The 26,212-nt window shown below is 69.4% G+C and carries 20 protein-coding genes; 9 read left to right on the forward strand and 11 right to left on the reverse strand.

The genetic code is table 11. The annotated features are described in order from the left end of the window. Positions 1–98 precede the first annotated feature (98 nt). Together MFF24_RS18285 and MFF24_RS18290 are read left to right on the forward strand one after the other, a co-directional pair. Positions 99–1,352 (forward strand): efflux RND transporter periplasmic adaptor subunit, encoded by a 1,254-nt coding sequence (locus MFF24_RS18285; RefSeq protein WP_108939102.1) that lies wholly within the window; start codon positions 99–101, stop codon positions 1,350–1,352. Between the two features lie 93 nt (positions 1,353–1,445). After that, on the forward strand, positions 1,446–4,610 hold the full coding sequence (locus tag MFF24_RS18290) for an efflux RND transporter permease subunit (RefSeq protein ID WP_238226194.1): 3,165 nt from the start codon (positions 1,446–1,448) through the stop codon (positions 4,608–4,610). A gap of 27 nt (positions 4,611–4,637) precedes the next feature. On the opposite strand, the gene MFF24_RS18295 is transcribed toward MFF24_RS18290, so the two are convergent. Then, positions 4,638–5,621: a LacI family DNA-binding transcriptional regulator gene (locus tag MFF24_RS18295; protein WP_108939104.1), complete on the reverse strand. Its 984-nt coding sequence runs from the start codon at positions 5,619–5,621 to the stop codon at positions 4,638–4,640. 205 nt (positions 5,622–5,826) lie between these two features. On the opposite strand from MFF24_RS18295, the gene ptsP reads away from it, so the two are divergent. From ptsP to MFF24_RS18315, 4 genes are all read left to right on the forward strand, one after another. Continuing rightward, a complete protein-coding gene (gene ptsP, locus MFF24_RS18300) occupies positions 5,827–8,388 on the forward strand; it encodes a phosphoenolpyruvate--protein phosphotransferase (protein WP_238226196.1) in 2,562 nt (853 codons plus the stop codon). Between the two features lie 3 nt (positions 8,389–8,391). After that, entirely contained in the window at positions 8,392–9,339 is a 948-nt protein-coding gene (gene pfkB / locus MFF24_RS18305) for a 1-phosphofructokinase (protein WP_238226198.1), read from the forward strand. 47 nt (positions 9,340–9,386) lie between these two features. Beyond that, a complete protein-coding gene (locus tag MFF24_RS18310) occupies positions 9,387–11,111 on the forward strand; it encodes a fructose-specific PTS transporter subunit EIIC (RefSeq protein WP_238226200.1) in 1,725 nt (574 codons plus the stop codon). Positions 11,112–11,265: 154 nt separating this feature from the next. Beyond that, a complete protein-coding gene (locus MFF24_RS18315) occupies positions 11,266–12,771 on the forward strand; it encodes a carbohydrate porin (protein ID WP_238226202.1) in 1,506 nt (501 codons plus the stop codon). A gap of 208 nt (positions 12,772–12,979) precedes the next feature. On the opposite strand, the gene MFF24_RS18320 is transcribed toward MFF24_RS18315, so the two are convergent. The 3 genes from MFF24_RS18320 to MFF24_RS18330 form a co-directional block, all read right to left on the reverse strand. Further along, positions 12,980–14,065, reverse strand: coding sequence for a hypothetical protein (locus tag MFF24_RS18320; protein WP_238226204.1), 1,086 nt, complete (start codon positions 14,063–14,065; stop codon positions 12,980–12,982). Between the two features lie 49 nt (positions 14,066–14,114). Beyond that, positions 14,115–17,132, reverse strand: coding sequence for a penicillin-binding protein 1A (locus MFF24_RS18325; protein WP_238226206.1), 3,018 nt, complete (start codon positions 17,130–17,132; stop codon positions 14,115–14,117). 211 nt (positions 17,133–17,343) lie between these two features. Beyond that, complete coding sequence (locus MFF24_RS18330) at positions 17,344–18,543, reverse strand: flagellin N-terminal helical domain-containing protein (RefSeq protein ID WP_238226208.1); 1,200 nt, start codon at positions 18,541–18,543, stop codon at positions 17,344–17,346. A 204-nt stretch (positions 18,544–18,747) separates the two neighbouring features. On the opposite strand from MFF24_RS18330, the gene MFF24_RS18335 reads away from it, so the two are divergent. Then, positions 18,748–19,164, forward strand: a complete 417-nt coding sequence (locus tag MFF24_RS18335) for a flagellar biosynthesis repressor FlbT (RefSeq protein ID WP_238226210.1) — start codon at positions 18,748–18,750, stop codon at positions 19,162–19,164. 43 nt (positions 19,165–19,207) lie between these two features. Here the strand turns inward: MFF24_RS18335 and MFF24_RS18340 are convergent, their stop codons facing one another. The 5 genes from MFF24_RS18340 to MFF24_RS18360 all read right to left on the reverse strand — a co-directional run bounded on the left by MFF24_RS18340 (position 19,208) and on the right by MFF24_RS18360 (position 22,403). Continuing rightward, a complete protein-coding gene (locus MFF24_RS18340) occupies positions 19,208–19,423 on the reverse strand; it encodes a DUF3606 domain-containing protein (RefSeq protein WP_133090155.1) in 216 nt (71 codons plus the stop codon). A 97-nt stretch (positions 19,424–19,520) separates the two neighbouring features. Beyond that, positions 19,521–20,675, reverse strand: coding sequence for an acyltransferase family protein (locus tag MFF24_RS18345; RefSeq protein WP_238226212.1), 1,155 nt, complete (start codon positions 20,673–20,675; stop codon positions 19,521–19,523). Positions 20,676–20,852: 177 nt separating this feature from the next. Next, positions 20,853–21,317, reverse strand: coding sequence for a PAS domain-containing protein (locus tag MFF24_RS18350; RefSeq protein ID WP_238226214.1), 465 nt, complete (start codon positions 21,315–21,317; stop codon positions 20,853–20,855). A 277-nt stretch (positions 21,318–21,594) separates the two neighbouring features. Then, on the reverse strand, positions 21,595–21,876 hold the full coding sequence (locus MFF24_RS18355) for a hypothetical protein (protein ID WP_238226216.1): 282 nt from the start codon (positions 21,874–21,876) through the stop codon (positions 21,595–21,597). 143 nt (positions 21,877–22,019) lie between these two features. Beyond that, a complete protein-coding gene (locus MFF24_RS18360) occupies positions 22,020–22,403 on the reverse strand; it encodes a restriction endonuclease (protein WP_238226251.1) in 384 nt (127 codons plus the stop codon). 230 nt (positions 22,404–22,633) lie between these two features. Here MFF24_RS18360 and MFF24_RS18365 point away from each other — a divergent pair, with 230 nt between their 5' ends. Next, the gene (locus MFF24_RS18365; RefSeq protein WP_238226218.1) at positions 22,634–23,062 is read left to right on the forward strand and encodes a protein tyrosine phosphatase family protein; all 429 of its coding nucleotides are present in this window, start codon (positions 22,634–22,636) and stop codon (positions 23,060–23,062) included. A gap of 7 nt (positions 23,063–23,069) precedes the next feature. On the opposite strand, the gene map is transcribed toward MFF24_RS18365, so the two are convergent. Beyond that, positions 23,070–23,822, reverse strand: coding sequence for a type I methionyl aminopeptidase (gene map, locus MFF24_RS18370; protein ID WP_238226221.1), 753 nt, complete (start codon positions 23,820–23,822; stop codon positions 23,070–23,072). A 596-nt stretch (positions 23,823–24,418) separates the two neighbouring features. Here map and MFF24_RS18375 point away from each other — a divergent pair. Continuing rightward, complete coding sequence (locus tag MFF24_RS18375) at positions 24,419–25,045, forward strand: HdeD family acid-resistance protein (RefSeq protein WP_108939117.1); 627 nt, start codon at positions 24,419–24,421, stop codon at positions 25,043–25,045. Between the two features lie 240 nt (positions 25,046–25,285). Here the strand turns inward: MFF24_RS18375 and MFF24_RS18380 are convergent, their stop codons facing one another. Then, entirely contained in the window at positions 25,286–26,176 is an 891-nt protein-coding gene (locus MFF24_RS18380; RefSeq protein ID WP_238226223.1) for a beta-keto acid cleavage family enzyme, read from the reverse strand. Positions 26,177–26,212: the final 36 nt, after the last annotated feature.

Below are 26,212 nucleotides of genomic sequence, written 5' to 3' on the forward strand. Positions count from 1 at the left end.
GGGCGCTTCGGTTGCGCGCAAGCGATAGCCGAATCAACCGGCACGCAGCGCGCCCGTCGTGACATCGCGGCGCTGGGTCGAAGCGGGACGAAACGACGATGGGCGGGGCGCACGAGGAAAACCTAACGCCGCGGACGATGCGGTTGCGCACGCAACTCCTCGTCGCCTGCGTGCTGGGAGCGGGGGCGGCGGCCGCCCTGTGGTACGGGCGGCCGAAGGAAGTCGATGCCGCGGTGCCGACGCCGGCCGCGGTCACGCAGACGACGCCCGGACGCTTCGTGCTCACCGAGGGCCAGCTCGCCACCGTCACCACCGTGCCGGTCGAGCAGCGCCTGTTCTACGAGGACATCGCCACCGAGGGGAAGATCAGCGTCGACGAGTACCGCGCGACGCCCGTCTTCTCGCCCTATGCCGGCCGCGTCATCACCATCTTCGCCCGCTCCGGCGAGAAGGTCCGCCAGGGCGACAAGCTGTTCTCGCTCCAGGCCAACGAGATGGTCCAGGCGCAGAATGATTTCCTCGCGGCGCTCAACGTGCTCAACAAGTCGCGTTCGCAGCTCTCCTACGCCACGAACACGGAAAAGCGCCTGCACGACCTCTACGATTCCCGCGTCACGACGCTGAAGGAATTGCAGACGGCACAGAACGACCTCGCCACCGCGCAGAACGACGCCAAGACGGCGGAGGTCGGCCTGGAGGCGGTACGCAACCGCCTGCGCATCCTCGGGCTCGCCGACGACGACATGAAGGCGCTCCAGACCAAGGGCGCGATCAACCCCGAGACGACGATCTACGCGCCGCTGTCGGGCACCGTGATCCAGCGCAAGATCGGCCCGGGCCAGTACATCAACACCGGCGGCTCCGATCCCTCCTACGTCATCGGCGATCTAGGCCGGGTCTGGATCGTCGCGCAGCTGCGCGAGACCGACGCGGCCAAGGTCGATCTCGGCGAGCGCATCCGCTTCCGGGTGCTCGCCTATCCGAACCAGAGCTTCGAGAGCCGGATCAACTATATCGGCGCCTCGGTCGATCCCGCCACGCGCCGCATCGTCGTGCGCGCGGAGGTCGACAATCCCAAGGGGCTCTTGAAGCCCGAGATGTATGCCAGCGTCCACATCATCAACGAGCGCGAGACCGTCTCCCGCGCCGTGCCGCGGCAGGCGGTGATCTTCGAGGGCGACAAGGCACGCGTCTGGGTGCTCGGCGCCGGCAACGCCGTGGAGAGCCGTCCGGTGAAGACCGGCTTCATCGACGGCAACAACATCGAGGTCACGGAAGGTCTCTCCGTCGGCGAGCAGGTGATCTCGAAGGGCGCCCTGTTCATCGACGGCATGACCGACCAGCCCGGCTGAGGAAGCCTGGCCAGCGTTTCCCGCGAAAAGAAGCATTCCGAGCCGGGGCCGTCCCCGGCCGCGCCGTCACGGCGCGAGGCTGGAACCGACCCCATGAACGGCATCGTCGCGCTCGCGCTCCGGCAGCGGCCCCTCGTCATCCTCGCCTTCGTGCTGTTGGTGGTGGGCGGGCTTGCCGCCTTCCAGAACCTCAACATCGAGGCTTATCCCGACCCCACCCCGCCGATGGTCGATGTCGTGACCCAGACCGACGGCCTCTCGGCGGAGGAGATCGAGCGCTACGTCACGATCCCGATCGAGCGCATCACTTCCGGCATGCCGAACCTGCGCCAAGTGCGCACGATCTCGCTCTACGGCCTGTCCGACGTGAAGCTGCAATTCGGCTTCGAGTTCGACTATCTCCAGGCCGAGCAGCAAGTGCTGAACCGCCTGCAGCAGCTCGATCCGCTGCCGGCGGGCGCCAAGCCCACCATCTCGCCGATCAGCCCGATCGGCGAGATCTTCCGCTACAAGCTCACCGCGCCGCCCGGCTACAGCGTGCTGGATCTCCGCACGCTCCAGGAATGGATGCTGAAGAAGCGCTTCCGTGCGGTGCCCGGCGTGATCGACGCCATCGGCTGGGGCGGCAAGACCAAGACCATCGAGCTCTCGGTCGATCTCGACCGGCTGATGGCCTACGGCCTGACGCTCTCGAACGTCGTCAAGACGCTCAACGACAGCAACCTCAACGTCGGCGGCAATCGCGTCGCCATCGGCGGCCAGTCTGCGGTGGTGCGCGCGGTCGGCCTGATCCGCGACGTGGACGACATCAACGGCACCGTTCTGACCCAGGTCGGCGGCGCCCCGGTGCTGGTCAAGGACATCGCCACCGTCACCATCGGCCACCAGCCGCGGCTCGGCATCGCCGGCATGAACGACGAGGACGACATCGTTCAGGGCATCGTCCTGATGCGCCGCGGCGAGAAGAGCACGCCGTCGATCGAGGCGGTGAAGGCGGAGGTCGCCAAGATCGAGGCCGCCGGCATCCTGCCGCCGGGCGTGAAGATCGAGCGCATCTACGACCGCGCCGAGCTGATCGCGGTCACCACCCACACCGTGCTGCACAACATGGTGGTCGGCATCCTGCTGATCCTCGTGATCCAGTGGCTCTTCCTTGGCAATCTGCGCTCCGCCTTGATCGTCGTGGCGACGATTCCCTTCGCCCTGTTCTTCGCCGTCCTCATCCTCGTGGCGCGCGACGAATCCGCCAACCTGCTCTCGGTCGGCGCGCTCGATTTCGGCCTCATCGTCGACGGCACCGTCATCATGGTCGAGGCGATCTTCCGGCGGCTCTCCGGCCACGGCATCCCCGGCTATCCGCCGCCGGGGCTCGACGCGAAATCCGGGCGCATCGCGCTGGCGGCCGGCGACGTCAGCCGCTCGATCTTCTTCGCGGCGGCGATCATCGTCACCGGCTTCCTGCCGCTCTTCACGCTCACCGGCGTCGAGGGCCACATCTTCGGACCGATGGCAACGACCTACGCCTACGCCCTGCTCGGTGGCCTGATCGCCACCTTCACCGTGACCCCCGCCCTCGCGGCCTACCTGCTGCCGGCGCATATCGAGGAGAAGGAGACGATCCTGGTCCGCGCCCTCGACCGGCTCTACCGCCCGGTGGTGCGCGCCGCGCTCGGGGCCCGGCTCGTCACGATGGCCTGCGTCGCGCTGATCGCGGTCGGCGTGGGACTGGCCGGGCGCAATCTCGGCACGGAATTCCTGCCCAAGCTGGAGGAGGGCAACCTCTGGGTCCGCGCCACCATGCCGGCGACGATCTCGCTGAGAGAGAGCAACACCTACGTCAACGACATGCGCCGGATCATCGCTCAGCTCCCCGAGGTCGAGCGCGTGGTCTCGCAGCACGGGCGCCCGGATGACGGCACCGACGCGGCCGGCTTCTTCAACGCCGAGTTCTTCGCGCCGATGAAGCCGCTCGACCAGTGGCGCCCCGGCATGGACAAGGAGAAGCTGACCGAGGAGATGCTGCACAAGCTCCAGGCGGCCTTCCCCGGCGTCGATTTCAACCTGTCGCAGTACCTTCAGGACAACGTCGCCGAGGCAGTCTCCGGCATCAAGGGCGAGAACTCGTTCAAGATCTTCGGACCCGACCTGCAGACGCTGACCGACACGGCCAAGCAAGTGCAGCGGGTGCTCTCGACGATCCACGGCGTCGAGGACCTCGCCGTGTTTCAGTCGCTCGGCCAACCCACCATCGAGATCGACGTGGACCGGGTGCGCGCCGCCCGCTACGGCCTGACGCCGGGCGACATCAACACCACCGTGCGCACCGCCATCGGCGGCGACTCGGCCGGCGACCTCTACGATCCCGGCTCCGAGCGGCACTACCCGATCATGGTGCGCCTCCAGCCTCAGTTCCGCCAGAGCATCGAGGCCATCGCCAACCTGCGCATCGCCGGCCAGAGCCCGGCCAACGGCGCCCCCGTGCAGTTCCCCTTGAGCGCGGTGGCGAAGGTCCAGCTCGTCTCCGGCCCGGCCTACATCTACCGCGAGGCGCAGGAGCGCTACCTGCCGGTCAAGTTTTCCGTGCGCGGGCGCGATCTGGGCAGCACCATCGAGGAGGCGCGCGCCCGCGTCGCCAACGAGGTGAAGCTGCCGCCGGGCTACCGGCTGGAGCTGGTGGGCGAATTCAACAACATGAAGGGCGCGATCGCCCGTCTCTCCGTGACCGTCCCGGTCGCGATCGGCATCATCGCGATCCTGCTGTTCATGAATTTCTCGTCCGTCGTGGACTCGCTGCTAGCGCTCAGCGTGATCCCGATGGCGATGGCCGGCGGCATCCTGGCGCTGTCGCTCACCGGCACCTCGTTTTCCGTCTCGGCGGCGATCGGCTTCATCGCGCTCCTTGGCATCGCGGTGATGGACGGCATCATCGTGCTCTCCTCCTACAACGGCCTCCTGGCCGCGGGCGTCGCTCGCGTCCCGGCGATGCTGCGCACCTGCTACACACAGATGCGGCCCGTGGTGATGACCTGCGTGGTCGCCGGCGTCGGCCTGCTGCCGGCGGCCTTCTCCACCGGCGTCGGCTCGCAGGTTCAGAAGCCGCTCGCGCTGGTGGTGGTGGGCGGCATGGCGCTCGCGCCCCTGCTGATCCTGCTCGTGCTGCCGGTGCTGATCCTCACCTTCTCACGCCGCAAGCCCGCCGTGCATTCGGAGGCCTCGGACCGGGTCGCCGCCGCGCAGGCGCATGCCGGGGCGCATTGACGGGTCATTGGAGGGCGTGAGCGCCCCTCACCCGCGCCGCGTCGAGCCCCGCAGCACCGCTCGCCCGCTGAGCGTCACCTTGCGCACCGGCTGGCCCGGATGCTCGATGCGCTCGAACAGGAGGCGCATCGCCTGGGTGCCGATCTCGGCCACCGGCTGCTCGATCACGGTGAGGCCGGGCTCGATCAGATCGGTCCAGGGCTCGTTGTCGAAGCCCGCGAGCGCGAGATCCTTCGGGACGCCGAGCCCGAGGGTGCGCGCCGCGCGCACCGCGCCCATCAGCATCAGGCCGTTCGAGAGGATCAGCGCCTCGGGCCTGTCGGGCTGTGACAGCCAGCGCGCGGCCTCCGCTTCCGCCGCGGTCGCGTTCGGCGCCACGGAGCGGGCGAGCGGCGCGAGGTCGTAGCGGAGCATCGCCGCCGCGTAGCCCGCCTGCCGCTCCCGCGCCGTCGAACTCGTCGAGCCGAACAGGCCGCCGATGCGTTTGAAGCCCTGCGCCACGAGGTGATCGACCAGCGCCGAGGCGGCCTCCGCGTTGTCGAGCACCACGCTGTCATGGCTGCCGGGCAGCCCCGAGCGGTCGATGAACACGGTGGGGAAGGACAGGCTGTCGGCCTTCAACGCGTCCGCCGTCACCTTGGTCGGCGCGAAGATCACGCCGGTGACGCGCTCCTCCTCCATCAGCCGCAGATACATCGCCTCGCGGGCGGGATCCTCGTCGGTGTTGCACAGGATCACCCGCATCCCGGCGGCGTAGGCAGCATCCTCCACCGCCCGGCTCACCGCCGTGAAGAACGGGTTGCGGATGTCGGCCACGATCAGGCCGATGGTCTGCGCCGCCTTCGAGCGCAGGCGCCGGGCCGACAGGTTCGGCCGGTAGCCGGTGGCGCGCACCGCCGCCTCGACCTGCTCGCGCACGGCATCGCTCACCGGGCCGCGGCCGAGCGCTCGCGACACCGTCGCCGTCGAGACGCCCGCCAGCCGGGCCACATCGCGGATTCCCACGCTCATCGGTCAGGAAACGTTTTCATCGACATGAAACAGTTCTGCCACTCGCGATGAGGAGTGACAAGCGCAGCACCTGCACTTTGATGCAGGAGGCTGCTTGACACATGTTGTGAAAACGTTTTCATAAAGAACAACAGGTCAGGCTGCGACGCCGAAGACCGACGAGCCCGGCGAAGACGTCCGGGAGTCCCCGTGAGGAGAGCACGCCATGCTCGCGCTGACGCCGACCTTTTCGCCCCAACGCACCGGACCGCGGCTGATGGTCCGCCTCGGCGCCGACCCGGCGAGCAAGGAGGCCGCGATCCGCGAGGCCGCCGGGCTGCTCACCGCCGCCGGCTGCATCGACGGGGCCTACGGCGAGAGCATGCTGCGCCGCGAGGGCGTGGCGAACACCTATCTCGGCCACGGCGTCGTGATCCCGCACGGTATGGTCGACGACCGGCATCTGGTGCGCGAGAGCGGGCTCGCCGTCCTGCAGATCCCCGGCGGCATCGAATGGCACGACGGCCAGACCGCCCATCTCGTGGTCGCCATCGCCGCACAGTCGGACACGCACATCACGGTGCTGCGCCGCCTCACCCGCCTGATCCAGGACGAGGCCCGGCTCGAACAGCTCCGCACCACCGGAAGCGAGGCGGACATCGCCGCGGCGCTCACCGAAGACGCCGCCGCGCCGGCCGCCGCCGGCCCCGTCACCGACCTGCGCCAGCGCTTCGACTGGACCGTCGATTACCCGAGCGGGCTGCACGCGCGCCCCGCCGCGCACTGGGTCGAGACCGCCCGGGCGCTCCCCGCCCGCATCCAGGTGCGCCACGGCGATGGGGTGGCCGATGCCAAGAACCTGATCGCCCTGCTGCAACTGGGCCTGCGCTGCGGCGACGAGGTGACGATCTCGGCCGAGGGCGACGACGAGGCCGGCGCGCTGGCCAAGATCTGCGCCGCGGTGACATCCTTGAGTGCCGGCGAGAAGGCCGCCGCCCAACGCGCGGCGGAGGCCGCGGCCAAGGCGGCCGGGCCGGTGGCGGGCTGGAACCCTGCCGACGGCCCACGGGTGCTGGCCGGCATCGGCGCCAGCCCCGGCCTCGCCATCGGCCCCATCCACGTTCTGGCGGCGGCCGAGGTCGCGGTGCCCGACGAGCCCGAGCCGCTGACCTCCGGCGCCGACCGGCTGCACCGGGCGCTCGCGACGACGAGCGGCCAGCTCAAGGCGCTCGCCGACGACACCGAGCGGCGTCTCGGCAAGGCCGATGCCGGCATTTTCACCGCACAGGCCGAGTTGATCTCCGACACCGACCTCATCACGCTGGCCTGCCAGCTCATGGTCGAGGGCCACGGCGTGGCGTTTGCCTGGAACGCCGCGGTGGAGCGGATGGCGGGCCAGCTTTCGGCGCTCGGCAACCCGGTTCTCGCCGGACGCGCCGCCGACCTGCGCGATGTCGGCCGCCGGGTTCTGGCGCAGATCGACCCGGCGCTGAAGAGCGGTCACGACCTGCCGGACGTGCCTTGCATCCTGATCGCCCCCGATCTTGCCCCTTCCGACACGGCGGGGCTCGACCCCACCCGCGTGATCGGGCTGGCCACGGCTCAGGGTGGGCCGACCTCGCACACCGCGATCCTGGCCCGCACACTGGGCATCCCGGCCGCGGTCGCAGGCGGGCCCGGCCTGCTGGCGCTCGCCAACCGCACAACAGCGATCCTCGACGGCACGACCGGCCGGCTCTACCTCGACCCCAGCGAGGCCGATATCGCCTCGGCGGGAGCGTGGCAGACGCGCCAGCGCGAGCAGGCCGAGGTCGAGACGCGAGAGCGGGCGAGGCCCGCCGAGACCCGCGACGGCCACCGCATCGCCATCGGCGCCAACATCAACAACCCGGAGCAGGTGCCGCTGGCCCTCGATCAGGGCGCGGAGGGCGTCGGCTTGATGCGCACCGAGTTCCTGTTCCTGGAGCGCGGCGACACCCCGTCCGAGGACGACCAGTACGCGACCTATTCGGCCATGCTGAAGGCGCTGACCGGCCGTCCGCTCATCGTGCGCACCCTCGATATCGGCGGCGACAAGCAGGTCGCCCATCTCCATCTGCCGAAAGAGGAGAACCCCTTCCTCGGCGTGCGCGGCGCCCGCCTGCTCCTGCGCCGGCCCGACCTGATGGAGCCGCAACTGCGCGCCCTCTATCGGGCCGCCAAGGACCACGTGCCGGCCGATGCACGGAGGGGCAAGGACGCGCCGCTCTCGATCATGATGCCGATGATCACCTCGGTGCCCGAGGTGCTGCGGCTGCGCGCGATCTGCGAGGGCATCCGGGCGGAGATCGGCGCGCCGGAGGTGCCGCTCGGCATCATGATCGAGGTGCCGGCCGCCGCGATCCAGGCGGACGTGCTCGCCCGGCATTGCGACTTCTTCTCGATCGGCACCAATGACCTCACCCAGTACACGCTGGCCATCGACCGCCAGAACACCGAGCTGGCACCGGAGGCCGACTCGCTCCACCCGGCGGTGCTGCGCCTCATCCGCCTGACCTGCGAGGGCGCGGCCCGGCACGGGCGCTTCGTCGGCGTCTGCGGCGGCATCGCGGGCGATCCGTTCGGGGCCAGCCTGCTCGCGGGTCTCGGCGTCCACGAACTCTCGATGACGCCCCGCGACCTGCCCGGCGTGAAGGCGCGCCTGCGGGCCTGCGACATGGCCGAACTCAAGGCGTTGGCGGCACAGGCCTGCGCCGAGGAGGACGCGGCCGCCGTGCGCGCCCTCGATACCATGGCCGCGGGAGCCTGAGCGATGCGCCTCGTCACCCTCACCCTCAACCCGGCGATCGACCAGACCGTCACCCTCGACGCACTGACCCCCGGCAGCGTCCATCGGGCCCGTTCCGTCTGGTCGGATGCCGGCGGCAAGGGCGTCAACGTCGCCTGTTGCCTCGCCGATTGGGGTCTGTCGGTGGCCGTTACCGGCGTGCTCGGCCAGGACAACGCCGCGCCCTTCGCGCAGCTTCTCGCAGCCAAGGGCATCGACGATCGCTTCGTCTGGATCCCCGGCGAGACGCGCACCAACCTCAAGCTGCTCGATGCCGGCAGCGGCGAGACCACCGACATCAACCTGCCGGGTCTCGACATCGGCCCCTCGACGATCGAGGCGGTGCGGGCGGTTCTCGCCGACCTGACCGGCCCCGGTAGCCTCGCGGTGCTCGCCGGCAGCCTGCCGCGCTCGGCCCCCGCCGACACCTATGCCCGCCTCACCGCCGAACTGAAGCGGCGCGGCGTCCGCGTCGTCCTCGACGCCTCCGGGCCGGCACTCGCCGCGACCCTGGCGGCGGGGCGGGACAGCCTGCCCGACGCGATCAAGCCGAACCGGCACGAACTGGAGGAATGGGCCGGGCGTCCGCTTCCCGCGATTCCCGACGTGCTCGACGCCGCGCGAACGCTTCAGCGCGGCGGCCTCACCCTGGTCTGCGTCTCGCTGGGCGCGGAGGGCGCGCTGTTCGTCTCGTCCGAGGGCGCTTTCCGAGCGCTGCCGCCGCCGACGCGGGTGGCCAGCACGGTGGGTGCCGGCGACGCCCTCGTCGCCGGCCTCGTCGCCGGGCTGCACGACGGGCTGCCCCTGCCCGACCTCGCCCGCCGGGCGCTGGCTTTTGCGGCGGGCAAGCTCAGCCGCACGGGAGCGAATCTGCCGGGACGGGCCGAGGTTGAGGCGATCGCGGGCGAGATCCGGGTCGAGCCGCTCGGCTGAGCGTGACGGGCGGCCAACGACCAGGCAGCAATTCGAGGAGGAAACCCATGGCACAGCTTCTGGCCGTGGTGGGAGGCGGAGACCTCTCCACCCACGCCGTCCTCGCCGCCGAGGCCCTGCGCAAGGCGGCCGGGCGGCGCAACACCCCGATCGCCCTCGAAATCCGCGGCAAGGGCGCGAGCAGCAATCCGCTGCCCGATGCGGCCATCGCGGGGGCGAAAACCGTTCTGCTCGTCGGCGAGGGCGATCTCGGCGAGGGCCGATTCGGCGAGCTGCACCGGGCGCGGGCGGCGATCGGGGACGTGCTCACCGACGTCAACGCGGTGTTCGACCGCCTGAGCGTCGGTGCGGAGCCCCCCTCCCCCGCAGCAACCGCTGCGGCGACTCCGAAAAAAATCGTGGCGATCACGTCCTGTCCCACCGGCATCGCCCATACCTTCATGGCGGCCGAGGGCATCCAGGCCGCGGCCCAGGCGCTCGGCCATGACGTTCGCGTCGAGACGCAAGGGTCGGTCGGCGCCCGCGACGCGCTGACCGCGGCCGAGATTGCGGCGGCCGACATCGTGCTCATCGCCGCTGATACCGGCGTCGACCGCGCGCGCTTTGCCGGCAAGCGGGTCTACGCCACCACCACCAAGGCGGCGATCCGCGACGGCAAGGGCCTGATTGCGACCGCACTCGCCGAGGCGAAGATGCAGGCGGCAGACGGAGGCCAAGCGCAGGCCGACGGCCCTGCCCGCCCGGCGGCGGCCGAGACGAAGGCGGGTGCCTACAAGCACCTGATGACCGGCGTCTCCTTCATGCTGCCCTTCGTGGTGGCGGGCGGCCTCTTGATCGCGCTGGCCTTCGCGGTCGGTGGCATCGACGCGATGAAGCCGGAGAATGCCGGCACGCTGGGCTACGCGCTCGGCGAAATCGGCGCCAAGGCGGCCTTCGCCCTGATCGTCCCGGCGCTCGCCGGGTACATCGCCTATTCCATTTCCGACCGGCCCGGCATCGCGCCGGGCATGATCGGCGGCATGCTCGCCGCCAACCTCCAGGCGGGATTCCTCGGCGGTATCGCGGCGGGCTTCATCGCCGGCTACACCACGCGTTTTCTCAATAAGCACATCCGCCTGCACAAGAATCTGGAGGGCCTGAAGCCCGTCCTGATCCTGCCGCTTCTCGCCACCATGATCACCGGCCTCTTGATGGTCTACGTCGTCGGCATGCCGGTGGCCGCCGTGCTCGCCGCGCTCACCGAGTGGCTCAAGGGCATGCAGGGGGCGAGCGCCCTGCTGCTCGGCCTCGTGCTCGGCGGGATGATGGCCGTCGATATGGGCGGGCCGATCAACAAGGCGGCCTACGCCTCTTCCGCCGCGCTGCTCTCGTCGGGTGTCGATGCACCGATGGCCGCGGTGATGCTCGGCGGCATGACGCCCCCGCTCGGGATCGCGCTCGCCACCCGGCTGTTCCCGTCGCGCTTCACTGCGCCGGAGCGCGAGGCCGGGGGTGCGGCGGCTGTGCTCGGCGCCGCCTTCATCACCGAAGGCGCGATCCCGTTTGCCGCCGCCGACCCGCTGCGGGTGATCCCTTCCATGGTGGCCGGCTCCGCCATCGCGGGTGCCATAGCCCTCACCTCGGGCGTGACCCTCAAGGTGCCCCATGGCGGCCTGTTCGTGCTGCCGATCCCGAACGCCGTGACCAACGTGACGGGCGCCCTGATCGCGCTTGCCGCCGGCACGCTGGTGACGGGCCTGCTGGTCGGACTTCTCAAGAAGCGCGCGGCCTGACCGGGCGGCGGGCGCCGGAGCCTCCGGCGCCGGCACGCGAACACGAAGCCTCGCGGGTGAGCCTCGTCGCGCTCTGCGGGCATCAATACAACTTCTGGTAAAATTCTGATCGCGTCCGGGCAGCCCGACCGCGAGGACGTCGAGGGGGAACGAGATGAAGGCTGGAAAGGCAGCATGGATGGCGCTCGGCCTCTGCACGGCACTGGCGGGCGGAGCGATGCGGGCCGAGGCGCAGGAGCCGCCCACGCCCCCCGGTCTCGCCGGATCCCGGATCGGCGTGCCGGCCACGATCCGCCGCCCGGCTCTGCGCCGGGTCGCCCGCCGCCCCCCGCCCCTTCGAACCTTCGGTGACGACGGCAGCGCCGCCGCCGCCGCCGACGTGCTCGGCCAGAGCGCCACGCCTCCCACCCTGCCGCCGGGCACGTTCGACCTCGGCAACGGTCTCTCGTTCCTGCTCAACTATACCGGACAGGGCGCGACCAACCCCGTCGGCGGAATCCGCCAGGGCGCGGCCTGGGCCGGTCAGCTCTTCTTCGGCATCGATGCCGACCTGCAGCGGCTGGCCGGGATCGAGGGCGGCTCGTTCCACGTCGCGGTCACCAACCGCCACGGCCGCAGCCTCGCCAACGACGTCATCGGCAACAACACGAGCGTGCAGGAGATCTTCGGCGGCGGCCAGACCACGCGGCTGACCCTGCTCTCCTATCAGCAGAAGCTGTTCGACAACCGGCTCGACATCGAGGTCGGGCGCTTGGTGGCGAACATCAACTTCCTGAACTCGCCGATCTACTGCAACTTTCAGACGAACTCCGCCTGCGGCAACCCGACCTTCGTGTTCAAGACCTCGAATTTCACCTTCTGGCCGGTGGCGAGCTGGGGCGGGCATGCCAAGGCGTGGCTGACCGACAGGGTGTTCTTCCATATCGGCGCCTACGAGGTGAACCCGCTGCACCAGCAGCCCGGCGATAACGGCCTCGACTTCTCGACCAAGGGCGCGACCGGCGCGATCATCCCGTTCGAACTCGGCTACGCGACGACGTTCGCCAACGACGCACTGCCCCGCAATTACGGCATCGGCGGCTGGGTCGACCGCTCGGATTACGCCGATCCGGTGCGCGACGGGGCGGGCGGGCAGGCCGTGCTGACGGGGCTGCCCCCCGCGACGCGCTTCGGCCGCTCAGGGATCTATGCCCGCTTCGACCAAATGGTCTGGCGCCCCGATCCGAACGGCATCGGGGGGCTGACCCTGTTCGGCGTCGCCATGGCCGGCACCGGCGGTCGCCTAATCGAGGACTACTTCCTGGAGATCGGAGCGCTGCAGACCGGCACCTTCGCCGGTCGGCCCTACGACACGGTCGGCTTCGTCATCAACACGCAGGCCTTCAGCCCGCTGGCGCTCGGCAACATCGCGGCGGCGCAGGCCTCGCTCGGCCTGTTCCGCACCATCCCGAAGCAGCAGATCATGATGGAGCTGAATTGCGGGATTCAGGTCACGCCCGCGATCCGGCTGACGCCGAACCTGCAATACATCGTCAACCCGGATCAGACCCGTTTCCCGTACTACCCGAAGAACATCCCCGACACCCTCGTCGTCGGCGCCAAGCTCTCGGTGGACCTGTTCACCCTCGCCGGCCTCGCCAGGGGTCCGGGAAGCCCCTGAGGCAGTAGCCCAACAAAAAGCGGCGCGCCTATGGGGCGCGCCGGCTGAGGTAACTCGCGGTCTCAGGAACGAGTCGGATGACTTTATCCAATATACCAGCCGCTGTCTGTAGCCCCGCGGCGACAGCGGTATCATTGCGCACGGTTTTGTAAGGAATGGATGACACCGCCGAACGTGGGTGGCCCGAACCCGGGTCGCTTGGCCTGGGTCACCGCTTCGCCAAGGCGTCGGCGAAGGCGACGATGCGGTTGCGGGCGTAGGTCGGCACGCCGGCGCTGATCGAGGTGCCGGTGTTAAACGAGGAATTGCCCATCAGAACCTGCACCGGCAGCAGGTTCTTCAGCACCGGCACGCGGGCATATTCCTGCTTGCGCTCCAGCACGTCGGCCTTGATGGCGAGCGCCATGTAGGTCGTCACCACGGTCCGGTTCGGGTCGTCGGGAGCCGGCTGCATCACCGCCAGGAATTTGCCGAAGCGCAGGATCTGGTTGACCCAGAAGATCGTCTGTTCGAGCCCGCCGGCCACCGGCGTGTCGATCTTGGTGAGCGCGGCGAGGCCCGCCGCCTCGGCCGGCGGCAGCACCCTCAACTCGCTCTGGAACGAGACGAATTCCGCGACCTTCTTGGAGGAGCCGAGTTCGAGCTTGTTGGCGAGCTTCACGCCGAGCGGCAGCTTGCCTTCGAGATCGTAGCGCGACTCGATGCAGACGCCGCCCGCCCCACACCAGGGCCGGTCGGGGCGCTTGGCGAAAGCGGCCGCCGGGTCCTTGGTCGGCGTCACCTCCGCCGGTTCGAGCCGCTTGTGGCGGATCACCGGGTCCATTCTGGCCAGGAAGTCGAGATTGGCGAAAGCCGAGAGATCGATGGCCGAGGGCGGCTTGGCCACGACGAAGCGCCCTTCGGCGACGTAGACCTTCAGGGTCTCGTGGCGCTGCTTGGCGACGCCGTTCACCGTCTGAGTGTATTCGGGCTCGGCATAGCCGGGCCAGGGGCTCAGCGCCGCGGCCTCCTGCGGACGGCTCTTCCGCCACGCATCGAAGGCGATCAGTCCGCTCTCCGGGTTGGTCGAGGCGGCCTCGCGGCGATCGCTGAACAGGACCGTGCCGGGCTTGAGGCTCGCGGCGTCGCCGGGCGCCAGGGCCGGCACGTCCTTGACTCGGTCGGAGACCAGGGCTGCGGGCTTGGGCAGGTCTTTGGGGGGATCTTTGGGGAGATCCTTCGCCGCGTCCTGCGCCCGGGCCGGCACGGCCAGGGCGAGCGCGACGAGGAGGGCGGCCGGAAAAAGCCTGGGCAAAGCGGACCTCGGAGCAGTCGATGAGGAGAAGGCGGCGAAGAGGGCGGCCTCAGTAGCCGGGGTCGTCGCCGAACAGGTAGTCGGGATCGCGGCGGCGCTGGCGGGCGCGGCTGTCGCCGTCATCGTCGAAGGGCGAGCCGAACGGCACCGGGTTGACCTGTCCGTAACGGTCGCGGCCGGGCCAGGCCTGCGGCTCCTCCCGCCGATCGCGGCGCAGGCCCCAGGGGTCGTCCGTCTCGGCGCTGCGGCGCTGCGCGAACGGGTCTTCGGTGGTCCGGCGCCCGCCCGGCAGATTGCCGAAGAGATCGCCCGCGACATCCGCCCCGTCCTCGGCATTGCCGTAATCGCCGTCCTCCGCGTCCGGGCGCATGGCGTAGAGCGTGTCGCGAGGGACCAGCGCGTATTGCGTGTCGGCGACTTGGCCCCCTTTCAGGCGGAAATGCTCGATGAAGCCGCCGCCTGCGACGCGCTGGCCGCTCCGCGGCTCGATCGGCAGGTCGGCAATCAAGGCCTTCGCCTCCGGAGAGGGCGGCGCCAGCGGGGTGCGCGGCACACCGTTGGCCCAGGCCGCCTGGAAAATGGCCCGCGCAATCGGCACCGAGACGTGGCCGCCGGTCTGGCCGCGACCGAGCGTGCGGCGCACGCCATCGGCGTTGTCGTAGCCGGCCCAGACCACCACGGTGATCTCGTTCGAGAAGCCGGCGAACCACGCGTCGTTCTCGTTCTCCGAGGTGCCGGTCTTGCCGGCGACGTATTGCGAGATGCCGGAGAGCGCCGCGGCGGTGCCGTGACGGGTCACGCCCTGGAGCATGGTCTTGAGCTGGTAGAACGCGACCCGGTCGGCCGAGCCGATCCGCACCGGCGGCTTGTCGGGATGGCTGTAGACCGGCTTGCCGTCGCGCTCGACCGATTCCAGCGCGTAGGCGCTCGGGCGCGCGCCCTCATTGGCGATGGCCGCGTAGAAGCTCGCCAGATCGATCATCCGCACCGGCTGCGCGCCGAGCACGAAGGGGTAGTAGCGCTCGCACTCGGCGTAGAGCTGGGCCTCCAGCGCGATGTCGCAGACCCGTTGCAGGCTGTCGGGCGCCTTCGGCGCAATGCCGCCCTGGAGCAGGCGGGCGGTGACGAGGTTCTTCGAGAACTCGAGACCGCGCCGGATCGTCGTCGCGCCGGAGCCGCCGCCGTCGTAGTTCTTGGGCGACCAAGAATCGCCGATCCCGCCGATGGGCGGCAGGGTCACGGCAGAATCCATTACCAGGGTGTTGGGCTGGAGGCCCGCATTCAGCGCGGCGAGATAGGTCAGCGGCTTCAGGGTCGAGCCCGGCTGGCGCACGGTCTGCGTCACCCGGTTGAGCTGGCTCAGGGGGTAGGAGAAGCCCCCGCTCATCGCCAGGATCCTGCCCGTGCGGTTCTCCAGGACGATGGCGGCGCCCTGGACGGTGGGGCGCACCCGCAGGTCGGCGCGCAGGCTGCCCTTGCCCTCGCGCAGGCGCACCCGCACGGCGTCGTAGAGCTGGAGTTTTCCCCGCGCGGGACCGGCCTCGAGACTCGCGACCCGGCCGTCGGGAAGGCCAACCCGTGTACCGTTTTTGCCAGTCTGGAGCACCACTGCGAGGGGCCAGCGCACGTCGTAGAGCGGCGGCCGAGCGGAGACGAGCGCGCGCTGCCAAGCAGGCTGGACCACGGGCTTGGCCAGCGCCTTCGCGGCCGCCTTGGCGCCCTTCGTTCCCTTCGGCGCGGGCGGGGGCTCGGTGGCGGGCTCCGGCGCCGGCGCGGCGGCCTCGATGCGCTTGACCGCCTCGGCGAGGTTCAGCTCCGGTCCCTCGTAGCGGGCGCGGCCGGTGCCGCGCTCGTAGGTGGCGAGCCCTTCCTGCAGCGCGCCCTCCAGCGCACTCTGCAGGCCGGCATTCACCGTGGCGCGCACGGTGAAGCTCGCGCTGGTGAGCGACTCGAGCCCGGCGAAGCTGCGCGCCTCGCGGGCCACCTGATCGACGAGGTAGAAGCCGGAATCCTGGCGCGCGGCGTCCGGCGGCTTGATACCGAGGTCGGAGACCATCGCCGCATTCATCTGCGCCTCGGTGATCGTGCCCTCTTCCTTCATCCGGCTGAGGACGTAGGCGCGCCGCTCCCGCGCCCGCTCGGGATACTTGTCGGGGCTGTAGTAGTTCGGCCCCTTCGGCAGGCCGGCGAGCAGGGCGGCCTCGGGGAGCGTCAGCGCGCCCACCGACTTCCCGAACCAGCTTCGCGCCGCCATCTCGATGCCGTAGGCACCGCGGCCGAGATAGATCCCGTTGAGGTAGAGCCCGAGGATCTGCGGCTTGGTCTGGAGCTTCTCCAGCCGCGAGGCCACGATCATCTCGCGGATCTTGCGCTCGTAGGTGACGTCGTCACCGACCGAGAGGTTCTTGACCACCTGCTGCGTGATGGTCGAGCCGCCGGCCGGGCGCCCCGGCGAGGCGAGGTTGCCGACGAAGGCGCGGATCACCCCGCGCTCGTCGATGCCGTGGTGCTGGTAGAAGCGCTTGTCCTCGGCCGAGACGAAGGCCTTCTGCACGAGGTCCGGCACCGTGCCGATCGGCACGATGAGGCGCCGGCCGCGGGACTCGAAGGTCTCGGAGAAGGGCTTGCCCGCCCCATCAAGGATCACGCTGGCGCTGGGGAGCTTGATGTCGCGCAGGGCTTCGGCCGAAGGCAGGTCCTTCACGGCGTTGTTGTAGAAGGCGATCACCGCCCCCGCCTCGAAGGGGGAGTTGGCCGGGTTCTCGCCCTTGCAGAACTGCTTGTAGCTCGTGTTCAGCTCGTTCAGATCGAGCCCGTGCAGGATCTTGGGCGCGTTGTCGCCTGCCACCGCGCTCGGATCCTCCATCGCGGTGGAGATCAGCTCGTCGAGGTTGATGTCCTCGATATCGAAGGACTTGCGCATGTGGGCGCAGCCGTCGCGCAGGATCGCCACGACCTCCGGGCCGTCCTTGGCGGGGTCGAACTGAGTTCGCACCGCGTCCGGCCGCGTCGTGACCTGGGACAGGGTTAGCGCGGTCGCGAACAGCTTGATCAGGATGACGTTCATCGAGCGTGTCAGGATTCCGGCCGGCACGCGACGGGCAGCGTGTCGGCGCCGATCAAGCGGCGCACAACGCGGCTGATTTATGGACGCGCTTGCCCGAACGCCACGGGGCGGGGATGCGCCTCGGGCGGGTGAACGAGGGCTCGGACAACGAAAAGGGACGACCGCTCCGTGCGGTCGCCCCCGAACCCGTACGTCTTGCGGCGATCTGCGATCAGCGCAGGAGCTGGAGGATGCCCTGCTGCGCCTGGTTGGCGAGCGAGAGTGCCGAGATTCCGAGCGACTGACGCGTCGAGAGTGCCTGGGAATTCGCCGCCTCCTCGTTGAGGTCGGCGTTGGTGAGGTTGGCCGCGCCGGTATCGAGGATGTTGACGATCCGCTTGGTGAAGTCCTGCCGGTTCTGCACCACGGAAAGGTTCGAGCCGAAGGTCGAACTTGCCGCGCGCAGGGTGTCGGAGCCTGCCGTCAGCTTGGTCAGCGTACCCTTGATGTCGGTGTCGAGCAGGAAGTTGCCCTGGCCGTCCGCCGTCGCACCCGAGTTGCCGGTGATCGAGGTCAGCTTGAGGCCGTCGGCCGTCAGATCCTGGCCCTGGACCTCGAGATTGGCGGTGTCGCGTTCGTTGAAGGCGATGTGCAGCTTGTTCGAAGCGTCGCCGTTGCTAATCAGATTGATGCCGTTGAAGCTCGAATCCTTGGCGAGCTGCGTGATCTGGATCAACAGGCTGTTGTACTGCTCAGCAAGCTTGGCGCGGGTATCGACGCCCGAGATGGTCAGGTTGGCGCTGTCGCCCGCGACCGTGTTGCCGGTGCCGTACTTGTCGGCCGTGGCCGTGCCCGTACCGGCGGCAAAGCCCAGAGCCGTCTGCCCTGCCGTGCTCGCGAACTCGACCGCCGCGCTGGCGTTCAGCACGATCTTCTTGCCGGTCGTGTCCTTGGAGAACATCGTCGAGCCAGCCTGCGTGTTGAGCGCGGTGATGGCTGCGTCGATCGTCGAGTTCGTGGCGATGGTCGCCGTCTTGCTCGCGCCGTTGACGAAGAAGGTGACAGAAGTCGATGTCGTGGTGCTGGCGGCGAAGTCGCTGGCGGCGGTGCCGGTCGTCGTGATCTGCGTCGACAGCGCCTGGTTGGCGGTGGATTTCGCCGAGTCGATCAGCTTCTGGATCGAGGTGATGCCCTGGTTGGCCGCCTGGATCGCCTGGACGCCGTTCGAGATGCCGTCGAGCAGGCCACCCAGATCGGTCGAGCGGTTCGACAGGTTCTGCGCGGTGAAGAAGTTGACGGGGCTGTCGAGGGCGGAGGAAACCTTGAGGCCGGTGGCGAGGCGGTTCTGGGTGGTGGCCGTCAGGGATGAGGTGTCCTGCAGCGAGAGCAGGTTCTGACGGGTGACGGCCGAAAGCGTGATGCCGGAAGACATGGGGGCGATCCTTGTGGGTCTTGATGCCGCCCTTTTGGCGACACTCGGGCCCTCCACCCTGCGCCTTGCCGAGATCTTAATCCGATTGCCAGCTTCATGGGCTTTCGCCCGCCAAACAGGAAGCAGAGCGAAAAGCTCTGCGATCATGGTTAAAAGAATTTCGTCGCCTTTGCTTCGGCTCGACCTATCAAGGATTTGTTCACCATGGCCCTGCGCATCGAACTCAAGCCTCAGGAGCGACTGATCATCAACGGTGCGCTGATCCGCAACGGCGACCGGCGCTCGACCTTCGTGATCGAGAACCAGTGCAAGTTCCTGCGCGAGAGCGAAATCCTCACCGAGTCCGAGGCCGACACCGCCGCCAAGCGCCTCTGCGTCACGCTCCAGTTCATCTACCTCGCCGACAATCCGCCGGAGGCCGAGGATCTGTTCGTGCGCCAAGCCACCGAGATCATGAAGGCATCGCCGAGCATGGCGCCCTACATCCTCGCGATCCAGGACGAACTCTCGGCGAGCCAATACCACCGCGCGATCAAGCGCGGGCGCGAGCTGATCGCCTACGAGCGCCAGCTCCTCGACCATCTCGCGGCGAGCCAGGAGGCGGACGCGCCGCAGGCCTGAGCGGGGCCCTTCGCGCGATGGCGATCTCCACGGGATGTATGGGTCAGACGATGCCGCTCTTGTCGTAGGGCCAGGGCTTGCCGAGATGCGCGGCGACCCTCGCCGCGTCGGAGCCGACCGCCTCGACCGCCGCCTGCACCTGCTCGGCCGACACCTCGAACCGGCGCGCCCAGTAGGCGCGGTCGCGCGGCGCGTCGAGCACCACCTGGGCGGGATCGCCGCTCACCCCGTGTCCCGCATCGGACGCTTCCTGCACCATCCTCCGGTCTCCTTCGATCGCGCCCGCAACGGCGGGCGGCCAACAGGGACAAACCGGCGAGCAGGGCAGGAAGGTTCCGGAGGCCCGGCCTCTCAGTTCAGGCCTCGCGCGGCGCCACCGCCCCAGGCCGAAGGCGCGACGGGGAGGCCGGGGCGGCCGCGATGTGGAAGGCGGCCGGGCGCCGGAACAGGACGTCGAAGCGTGTGCCGCGCACCAGCCGCTCGAAGGCGAGTGGCACCGTCACCGCCGCCACGGTGACGACGAGGCTCGCGAGACCGACATTAAGGGCGAAATCGGGCAGCGCCCCGTTGAACCGGGCGATCACGGTGCGGGTGAGCGCCATCGGCAGGAAGAAGCCGAGATAGATCACGATGGAGCGCTCGCCGCAGGCGCGCAGCGCCGCGGTCACCGGGCCGCCCGCCCGCGTCATCAGCGCGGCGAAGGCGACGATGGCGAGCGCGCCGACCGTGCCGAGCCCGAGGCTCACCACCGGCAGGCGCGCGAGCGTCGGCATGCTCTCGATCCCCGTCGGCGTGAACACGAACACGGCCTCCAGCGCCGCCCACAGGGCGAGGCCCGCGAGCGCCAGCCCCACCCGCTCGCGCACCCGGTCGGCGAAGCGGAAGATCCACTCGGCGAAGAGGTAGCCGCCGAGGAAGTAGACGTAGCGCTCGCAGAACTCGTCGAGGAGTTCGGGCAGGCCGTGCGTGGGCAGGATCTGCAGCGCGGCCGCGGCGACGAGGAGCACGACCGGCGGCACCCGGCGATGGAGCAGCTTCGTCACCACCGAGAACACGGCGAGCAGGTAGACGAACCAAAGCGTCGAGTAGGGCACCACCAGCGCCTCGGCGAGGTGCAGGCCGAACGCGGCGAGCGTGTCCGCCGGCCCGTCTGCCCCCGCGACGATCGATCCGGCCTTGAACAGCGACTGGATCACCACCCAGAGCGCGTAGAAATAGGCGAAGTGGACCACCCGACGGTCCGCGAACAGGCGCCAGTCGCGGTCGATCACCCGGCCGAGGAAGAGCCCCGAGAGCAGGAAGAAGTCGGGGATCCGGAACGGCCGGGCAAATTCGACGACATCGTGCAGGAAGCCCTCGCCGCCGAGCGCCTCGCCGGTGCCGAGCGTCGAGTGCATCATCACGACGAGGATGATGCACAGGCCCTTGGCGACATCGACCCAGGCGAGCCGGGCGGCCTCCTTGGGATGCGGGCGAAGGGGGCGAGTGGCCGCGGTGGAGGCTGCGGTCATGGCGGGCGGACCTCGTCCGGACGGGATCGAGCCCCCACCCTCGCACCCATGGGTTAAGCGCCCGCGAGCCGCGCCCGGCTATCTCGCCGTGCAGTTAATGCCTCACCAAAGCGATCGACGGATTTCTCGTAGGGATCGCGCCGGCTCTCCAGAGAGGCGCCGGTCCGGTTGCCGTGCCTAGAAGCACCCCCGTTTGGCGAGTACACGCCCGACCGCCCACAGCAAGGCATCGACCGCCGGACGCAGCGCCGGCTTCTCGTGTTCGCCCACCTCATCGATTGTGCGCCGGGCCTGGAGCGCGCAGGCTGCGAGGCGCTCGAGCGGCGGCTCATTCCGGTGCAGGATGAAGAAGGCGCGGTCTCCGACGGGCCGTTTCAGCTTGCTCTCGGTGGTGTTGACGACGATGCCGCGTCCGACGACGTCGCCCGTACTGTCATCGCGCTCATAGTACCCCCGCGCCAGCACCCACCGTACGCCGCTCGCTGCCGAGCACACGCGATACTCGCCGACGAACAATCCGCCATGCTCGCTCACGCGATCGATGTTGGTGAAGAACTCCTCCCGGTCGGCCGGCAGGATCGCCTCGGCATAATCCGCCAGCGGCAATCCGATCGCGGCCTGCCATGGATCGAGATTGAACAACCCGGCCGTGATCGCGTCGGCGACAGTGCGGTCGTTTCTCAAGTCTGTTTCCCAAGCTCCAACTTGGGAGGCAATTGAGGTGTCGGGCAGAGACCCCAGCCAGTATCGACCTGTATCATATGGCATGCCCAAACACCCTACGCACGTTAATCTAGGATGGCGCCCAAAGGGAAATCCTGCGTCAATTTGCTGATCATGTGTCCGTTGAGCGGAAGAGGGCGAAGGACATGCGCGCATTCCCTCCCCGGACTGAGGCTGGCCAGCTTCCATGACGAAATCAGATCGCCTGCGTGAACTCGCAGATGTGCTTGGCGTTCCAGTCACTGCGTTCCGTGATTCGAAAGAGATTCATCACCTGCATGTAGATGCGGACGGCAAGCGCTGGCTCTTGACGCTCGACGCGCAGGGCAAACCCATTGTGTGCAGCACTGGCGGAGATGTGGGCCATAACACTGCTGGGGAGAGCGTCTCCCTGTTCTTGCGATGCGGTGAAGAAAGCCCGCAGCGTGACGCACTGACGGCGCTCATCGATCAGCTTCTCGCGGCGCATCTCAAGCATTGATGCAATCCGCCCGCCCCCAGCGCAGGGCAATCGACGACAGGCGATCGACTTGGTTTTTGTTGGTCTTATTCGTCGGCGCCCGCCTTCGCGAACACAAGCTCTCGCGCCGCGATGCCGCCCGGTCGCCCTCCTGCCCCTTGTCACCCTTTCCGCCGCAGGCCGCCGTTGCCGCGGCGCGCGCGGGTCAGGCGCGTGGGCGCATGGAAGTCTTCGGGCTTGCCGTGCACCCATTCGAGGAAGCGGGCGATCTCGGGATCGGCGCGGAGCGCCTCGACCTCGGCCAGCCTGCGGGCGATCTCGGCCTCGCTGTAGCGGGCATGAATCGCCGAGTGGCAGATCTGATGCAGCCGTACGGTCGCTCCGTGGGCGCCGCCCTTCAGCTTCGGCGTGAGGTGATGCAGGCTCTGCCGCGCATGCGCCGGGATCGGGCGCTCGCAGAGCGGGCAGATCGGCAGGGCCGCCGGCTTCGGCCCGTGCGTCTCCGGATCCGCTTCGCGCCAACGATGGGAGCGCCGCCCGACCACCTTCGTCACTCCATTCAGCGCCCCGGTCCCGCCGGGCGCGGGAGGAAACGGCCGGAACGGCCGCGCGGCTCCCGCCCTCGCCCTGCGTCACCTCCGCCGGCGACCCTTCACCGGTCGGATGCCTATGTGAGGCAGCCGCGGCTCGGCCCACGCCTTGTTGCGGCAGGGAGCGCAGGCTACCCCTGCGCGCGAGGGGTCAGCACCGGCCAGGGGCAGCAGGAGCGAGCGGCATGAAGCGGACGACCATCGATTCCAAGCTCACCGTGGCGCATCAGCCGAGCCTCGCCGAGATCGAGGCGCTCGGAGCCGAGGGCGTGCGCCTGCTCATCAACAACCGTCCCGACGGCGAGGAGCCGGGACAGCCCGGCGCGGCGGCCGAGCGCGTGGCGGCGGAGGCGGCGGGCCTGGGATATCTCGATCTGCCGGTGACCGGCCCCACCCTCACCCGCGTGGCGGTAGAGCGCTTCCACGCGGCGGTCGAGGCGGCGCCGGGTCCGGTCGTCGCCCATTGCCGCAGCGGCACGCGCTCGCTGACACTCTGGGTAATCGGCGAAGTGCTCGCCGGACACCTCCGGCGCGACGAAGTGGCGGCCTACGGCGCTCGCCATGGCTACGACCTCTCCGGCGCCGAGCGCTGGCTCGAGGTCAACGCGGGCTGAGCTCAGCTTACTGTCCCGTCATGGTGAGGATCATCGGCCCGTTGCGGGTGGCGACGACGGTGTGCTCGTACTGAACCGTGAGGGCGCGCGGCCGGCTGTAGAGCGTCCAGGGATCGTCGCCGTCCTCGGCGAAATCGGCGCCCAGCGACAGGAACGGCTCGACCGTCAGCACCATGCCCTCGCGCATGATCCGCCGCTCGGACGGGTCGGGCCAGGTCGCGATCTCGGTCGGCTCCTCGTGCAGCGACAGGCCGACCCCGTGGCTCGCGAGGTTGCGCACCAGCGTGTAGCCGTTCTTGTGGGCGAAGCTGCCCACCGCCCGGCCGATGCCCGCGAGCGGCTTGCCGGCCCCGACCTGCCGCAGGCCCGTCCACATCGCCCGGCGCCCGTCCTTGCACAGCCGCTCGACCGCGCGCGTCACCGGCGGCACGGCGAAGGACGCGCCCGTATCGGAGAAGTAGCCGTGCATCTGCGCCGAGACGTCGATATTGACAAGGTCACCCGGCGCGATCCGGCGCTCGCCGGGGATGCCGTGGGCGATCTCCTCGTTGACGCTGATGCAGGTCGCGCCGGGAAAGCCGTAGACCGTTTCCGGCGCCGATCGCGCGCCGGCCGCCTCCAGGAAGGCTCGCCCGACGTCATCGAGTTCGCGCGTGGTTATGCCGGGCTCGATCGCCTCCCCCATCACCGCCAGCGTGTCGGCCACGATGCGTCCGATCCGCTTCAGTCCCGCCAACTCGTCGTCGTTCGACACCGTCATGTCGCGTCCTCTCGCACGGGGGCCCGCCGCCCCGTCCTGACCTTGGCCAAGCGCAGGAGGCCTCTCGGACCGAAGCTCCGGCCAGACGCTTCTGCCATCTCCAGGCGATTCCGCGAAGTCACCGCCGCGGGCCGGTGCCGTGCCCGCCGAGGACGGGCGATCCGCTCGGGCGGGCACGGGGCAGACGCCACGCCGACCGGACAGGGACAGGGCAGCCCCTTCGATCCCGCACGAGATTTTCGGAAGTCCGGTGAAACGGCGCGGGCGCGCAATCCGGAAAACGGAGAGAATCCGGCTCCCGAATCTCCCTTGATGCGCGAGAATATGCGGCCGGCATCGAGAGATTTGCGCGCCAAGACGACGGGATCACCGGAAACGATACCCAGAGAAGGGACGGGAAACGGGGTCCTGCCGCAGGAAATCCGATTGCTCTGAAGTGAGCTCCCGCGAATTGGCTCGATGCCCCGTCTCCGACAACGGGAAACAGGGAACAGACATCTCTACGTTGCGTTGCGCAACCGATGGCAGGTTCGCGCTCGGCCTAGTCGCAAAGCCGCCATGCCCGACCTTGTCCGATCGCGCCGGAGGAGCATGTCATGGCTGGAGCGTCCGAGACATCCGGGGTGGTGCCCCCATCCGACCTGCCGCAAACCGGGCCGGCCCGCCTCGATGCCATGAGTGCCGTGCTGGCGCGCAATTGGTGGCTCGTGGCCCTGCGCGGCCTCCTCGCGATCCTGTTCGGAGCGATCGCCTTCGTGGCGCCGGGCGCGTTCGTGCTGTCGCTGGTGCTGTTCTTCTCGGCCTACATGCTGGTCGACGGCGCGTTCGGCATCGTCGCCGCGGTGCGGGCGGCGCGGCAGCACGAGCGCTGGGGCTTCCTGCTGCTCGAAGGCCTGCTCGACATTGTCGTCGGCGTTGCGGCCTTCCTCGTGCCGGCGGCCGCGGTCTGGGCCTTCGTGCTCCTCGTCGCGGCCTGGGCCATCCTCTCCGGTGGATTGATGATCGCGGCAGCCTTCCGTCTCCACCTGGATTACGGCCGCTGGTGGCTCGGTCTCGGCGGCTTGGTCTCGGTGCTGTTCGGGATCGTGCTCCTGATCAATCCCGGGATGTCGGCGCTGGTGCTGACATGGTGGCTCGGCGCCTACGCCGTGGCCTTCGGCGTCATGCTGCTGATCCTCGGCTTCCGTCTGCGCTCCCGGCACGCGGCAACGGGGCGCCCCTGACGCCGCCCACCGCCCCGGACGGAGCCTCGAGCGTGCCCGAGCGGCCCTGCGATCGGGCACGCCTCATCGTCCGATGAGCGTCGGTCCGGCGGCAGGGGCACGGATGGGCCCGCTTCATACCGTTCCCGGTCGATGGATTCGGGCCTGCTGCTCCTTACGTCAGCGCGAGCATCAGCGAAGGAATCAAGCGGAAGCCGGTTTCAGACTTGGCCCGAGCGTGCTTTGCCACCTGCGCTTCGATCAAACAGGGCCGCTCCCGGCCATCATCGCCCGCGCGGTGTCGGCATCGGCCAGCGGGCGCCCGAGTCCGTGGGCGCCCTCGGCGGCGCGGTGGATCTGGGCGGCGTTGCTCTCGGCCGGGCGGCCGTCAGGGGCGAGCAGGCTGTTCTCGAAGCCGACGCGCACATGCCCGCCCAGCCCCGCCGCGACGAGGGCGCAGGCATTCTCGCGCGGGCCGAAGGCGCAGATCGCCCAGAGCGGCAGCCCCGCCCCGGCCGCGGCGAGGAAGGGCAGCAGGTCGGCGGGCCGTGAGACCTGGCCGGGGGTGTAGCGGCCCAGAACGAAGAGCGGGAAATCCTCGCCCTCGCCGAGCACGCCGCGGCTCTTGAGCTCGGCGTAGCGGGTCACTTCGGCGGCCTCGTAGAGGATGATCTGGAGCAGGATGCGTTCGCGCCGGGCGAAGGCGAAGAATTCGGCCGCGGCAGACTCGGCGGCGGCGTCCGGCACAATCTCGCGCAGCGCCAGCGACACCGCCTCGGGGCGCACCGCGCGCACCACCGCCATCTGCTCCGGGGCTTGGTAACGCCCGGCGGCCTCCGAGGTGATCTGCACCACGAGGCGGTTCCCCACCTCGGCGCGAATCGCGGCGGTGACCGCGCGGTAGGCCTCCGCATCGAGGAGGTGGCGGCCCTCTCCGTCGCGGACATGGACGTGGATCAGGGCGGCGCCGGCTTCCGCGATCTCGGCCGCGGTGCGGGCGATCTCGGCCGGGGTGATCGGCAAGGCCGGATGGTCGGCCTTGGTGCGCGTGGCGCCGTTGGGGGCGTTGGCGAGGATGAGCGGCGGCCAGCCGGAATCGTGCGTCACAGGGTCGGTCTCACGTTCGAGAAAACTCGATCTTTGTTTTTGCATCGTCTTTTTCCGAAAGCCGGCAGCCACCTTTCGGGA

This window comes from Methylorubrum aminovorans (assembly GCF_022179725.1).
In the GTDB taxonomy this organism is placed as follows: Bacteria; Pseudomonadota; Alphaproteobacteria; order Rhizobiales; family Beijerinckiaceae; genus Methylobacterium; species Methylobacterium aminovorans.

Excerpts from the sequence above, each read along its gene's own strand:
- MFF24_RS18285 (WP_108939102.1), top strand. The coding sequence starts at position 99 with ATGGGCGGGGCGCACGAGGAAAACCTAACGCCGCGGACGATGCGGTTG.
- MFF24_RS18290 (WP_238226194.1), top strand. The coding sequence starts at position 1,446 with ATGAACGGCATCGTCGCGCTCGCGCTCCGGCAGCGGCCCCTCGTCATC.
- MFF24_RS18295 (WP_108939104.1), bottom strand. The coding sequence starts at position 5,621 with ATGAGCGTGGGAATCCGCGATGTGGCCCGGCTGGCGGGCGTCTCGACG.
- ptsP (WP_238226196.1), top strand. The coding sequence starts at position 5,827 with ATGCTCGCGCTGACGCCGACCTTTTCGCCCCAACGCACCGGACCGCGG.
- pfkB (WP_238226198.1), top strand. The coding sequence starts at position 8,392 with ATGCGCCTCGTCACCCTCACCCTCAACCCGGCGATCGACCAGACCGTC.
- MFF24_RS18310 (WP_238226200.1), top strand. The coding sequence starts at position 9,387 with ATGGCACAGCTTCTGGCCGTGGTGGGAGGCGGAGACCTCTCCACCCAC.
- MFF24_RS18315 (WP_238226202.1), top strand. The coding sequence starts at position 11,266 with ATGAAGGCTGGAAAGGCAGCATGGATGGCGCTCGGCCTCTGCACGGCA.
- MFF24_RS18325 (WP_238226206.1), bottom strand. The coding sequence starts at position 17,132 with ATGAACGTCATCCTGATCAAGCTGTTCGCGACCGCGCTAACCCTGTCC.
- MFF24_RS18330 (WP_238226208.1), bottom strand. The coding sequence starts at position 18,543 with ATGTCTTCCGGCATCACGCTTTCGGCCGTCACCCGTCAGAACCTGCTC.
- MFF24_RS18335 (WP_238226210.1), top strand. The coding sequence starts at position 18,748 with ATGGCCCTGCGCATCGAACTCAAGCCTCAGGAGCGACTGATCATCAAC.
- MFF24_RS18340 (WP_133090155.1), bottom strand. The coding sequence starts at position 19,423 with ATGGTGCAGGAAGCGTCCGATGCGGGACACGGGGTGAGCGGCGATCCC.
- MFF24_RS18345 (WP_238226212.1), bottom strand. The coding sequence starts at position 20,675 with ATGACCGCAGCCTCCACCGCGGCCACTCGCCCCCTTCGCCCGCATCCC.
- MFF24_RS18355 (WP_238226216.1), bottom strand. The coding sequence starts at position 21,876 with ATGCTTGAGATGCGCCGCGAGAAGCTGATCGATGAGCGCCGTCAGTGC.
- MFF24_RS18365 (WP_238226218.1), top strand. The coding sequence starts at position 22,634 with ATGAAGCGGACGACCATCGATTCCAAGCTCACCGTGGCGCATCAGCCG.
- map (WP_238226221.1), bottom strand. The coding sequence starts at position 23,822 with ATGACGGTGTCGAACGACGACGAGTTGGCGGGACTGAAGCGGATCGGA.
- MFF24_RS18375 (WP_108939117.1), top strand. The coding sequence starts at position 24,419 with ATGGCTGGAGCGTCCGAGACATCCGGGGTGGTGCCCCCATCCGACCTG.
- MFF24_RS18380 (WP_238226223.1), bottom strand. The coding sequence starts at position 26,176 with ATGCAAAAACAAAGATCGAGTTTTCTCGAACGTGAGACCGACCCTGTG.